This is a genomic window from Sphingobium xenophagum NBRC 107872 (assembly GCF_000367345.1).
In the GTDB taxonomy this organism is placed as follows: Bacteria; Pseudomonadota; Alphaproteobacteria; order Sphingomonadales; family Sphingomonadaceae; genus Sphingobium; species Sphingobium xenophagum.
Map to the genome: position 1 here is coordinate 1 of NZ_BARE01000122.1, position 2,308 is coordinate 2,308.

2 protein-coding genes are annotated in these 2,308 nt (G+C 64.2%); both read right to left on the reverse strand.

Annotated elements, in window-relative coordinates; translation table 11 throughout:
* Nucleotides 1-297: 297 nt before the first annotated feature.
* A complete protein-coding gene (locus SX1_RS22130; RefSeq protein WP_019054853.1) occupies nt 298-1,497 on the reverse strand; it encodes an IS91 family transposase in 1,200 nt (399 codons plus the stop codon).
* A 4-nt stretch (nt 1,498-1,501) separates the two neighbouring features.
* The coding region (locus SX1_RS23425) for a tyrosine-type recombinase/integrase (protein ID WP_019054854.1) at nt 1,502-2,308 on the reverse strand (807 nt) is incomplete at its 5' end.

The following is a 2,308-nucleotide window of genomic DNA, read 5'->3' on the forward strand; positions in this document are numbered from 1 at the left end:
GAAGGGTTTCGGGCGCCGGCAGGCGTACGAAAGTCTTACAAGTACGACCCGCGGTGAGGCTCGCACAGGTCTATGGGTAAAAGGGCTTTGGCGTGGATTGGGGTGACTGAAGCAAGCTTACCGGCCAGCGCGTGATGAGCGGCCCAGCATAGAAGTCATATGGCCATTGTGCTCGAAGCGCCCCTGATCCTGCTGGCAATGAACCCAGTTTTGAGTGTGCTGGCGGCGTCGACACACCTATCCCCATGGGCCGAGGGATAGTGTCCGCGGCCATCATGCAGGGTAAGCCATGCCGGATCATGGCGTGTTCTTCCGGGTCGGCGGCGCCGATTGCGGGGGAGCGCGGGGCTGGCACCATCGGGCGAAGGCCTCAATGATAGTCATATGCCCGCCGCAGCAAGGGCATGGCGGGCGATGATCGGGCGGGTCGTCGAGTTCGGTGTCGGTCTCCTCAATCGGCGCGGCGACGCCAAGCAGGCTACGGGCCAGCGCCATGGCGTCCTTGTGCGTTGAACTGGCAAGCAGGCCATAATGCCGGATGCGGTGAAAGCCGCGCGGCAAGACATGGATCAGGAAGCGGCGGATGAACTCGTCGGTGGTCAGCGTCATGACCTGCTGGCGTTCGCCACCGTCGCGGCGATAATCCTTGTACCGGTACGTCACCCCAGTCTCGTCGAAGGCAATGAGGCGCCGGTTCGAGATGGCAACGCGGTGCGTGTAGCGCGAGAGATAGGCCAGCACCGCCTGCGGGCCGGCAAAGGGTGGCTTGGCATAGACGACCCAGCGCTTCTTCCGGATGGGCGACAGATGCCGTAGGAGGGCCTTGCGCTGTGCAAGGCCAGCCAAGGTGCTGAAAAAGGACAGCTTGCCGGCGTCGAACAGCGCCAGCAGGCGGGCGAGGAACAGCCGGCGGAACAATGCACCCAGCACACGCACCGGCAGCAGGAACGCGGGGCGCGACGAGATCCAGCGCGTACCGTCGAGCGCGATGCCGCCGCCAGGTACGATCATGTGCACGTGCGGGTGGTGGGTCAGTGCCGAGCCCCATGTGTGGAGCACGGCGGTGATGCCGATGCGCGCGCCGAGGTGCTTGGGATCGGCCGCGATGGTCAGCATCGTGTCCGCGGCGGTGCGGAACAGCAGGTCATAGACCACCGCCTTGTTCTGCCAGGCGATGTCGGCGATCTGGGCAGGCACCGTGAACACAACGTGGAAGTAGCCGACCGGCAACAGATCGGCCTCACGCGCGGCCAGCCAGATGCGCGCGGCGGCGCCCTGACATTTGGGGCAATGCCGGTTGCGGCAGGAGTTGTAGGCGATCCGCCAGTGCCCGCAGTCGTCGCAGGCTTCGACGTGACCGCCCAACGCGGCGGTGCGGCAGTTCTCGATCGCCGTCATGACCTTGAGCTGGCCGAGGCTCAGATGCCCGGCGTGGGCTGCGCGATACGCGGGCCCGGCGCTACGGAAGATATCGGCGACCTCGAGCGAGGCGCGCACCGGCTCAGCCTGGAGGAGCCACCTGCGCCTCGAGCAGTGTCGTCAACTTGTCCAGCGGACTGATGACCGCGCGCACGGTTCGAGTTGCGACCGTGGTGTAGAAAGCGGTTGTCTCGAGGTTCGCATGCCCGAGCAGTGCCTGGATGATCCGGATATCGACGCCGTCTTCAAGCAGATGTGTCGCGAAGCTGTGCCGCAGAGTGTGTGGGCCGACGCGTTTTTTGATACCCGCAGCTTCGGCAGCATCGACAACGATCCGATGGAGCTGCCTGGTGCTGAGCGGCTTGAGATAGTGCATACCCGGGAACAGCCAGCCATCGGCGTGCATGACACCTTGCTTGCGGCCAACCGTCCACCACTCGCGCAAAAGGGCAAGAAGGTCAGCGGGCAGGAGCGCATTGCGATAGCGTCCGCCTTTACCGCGCTCCACTCTCAGGAGCATGCGCTTGCTGTCGACATCGCGGACCTTCAGCATCGTCACTTCGGCGGCGCGCAAGCCAGCGCCATACGCAACGGACAGTGCGGCCTTGTGCTTCAGGCAGTTGGTCGCACCGAGTAGGAGCACAACTTCGTCGCGGCTGAGGACAACGGGCAAGGAGCGCGGATTCTTGACCGTATAGAGCTTGCGGGAGAGATCCGGGCGATCAATGGTGTGCGTGAAAAAGAACCGCAGCGCAGAAACGATGCTGTTCATGGTCGGGATCCCTATGCCCGCCTCGCGCTGTTCGACCTGAAATTGCCGGAGCTCTTCTACGGTCGCAGTATCGGGAGGGCGCCCAAGATATGTGGCGAACCTCGCGACGTGGCGCAC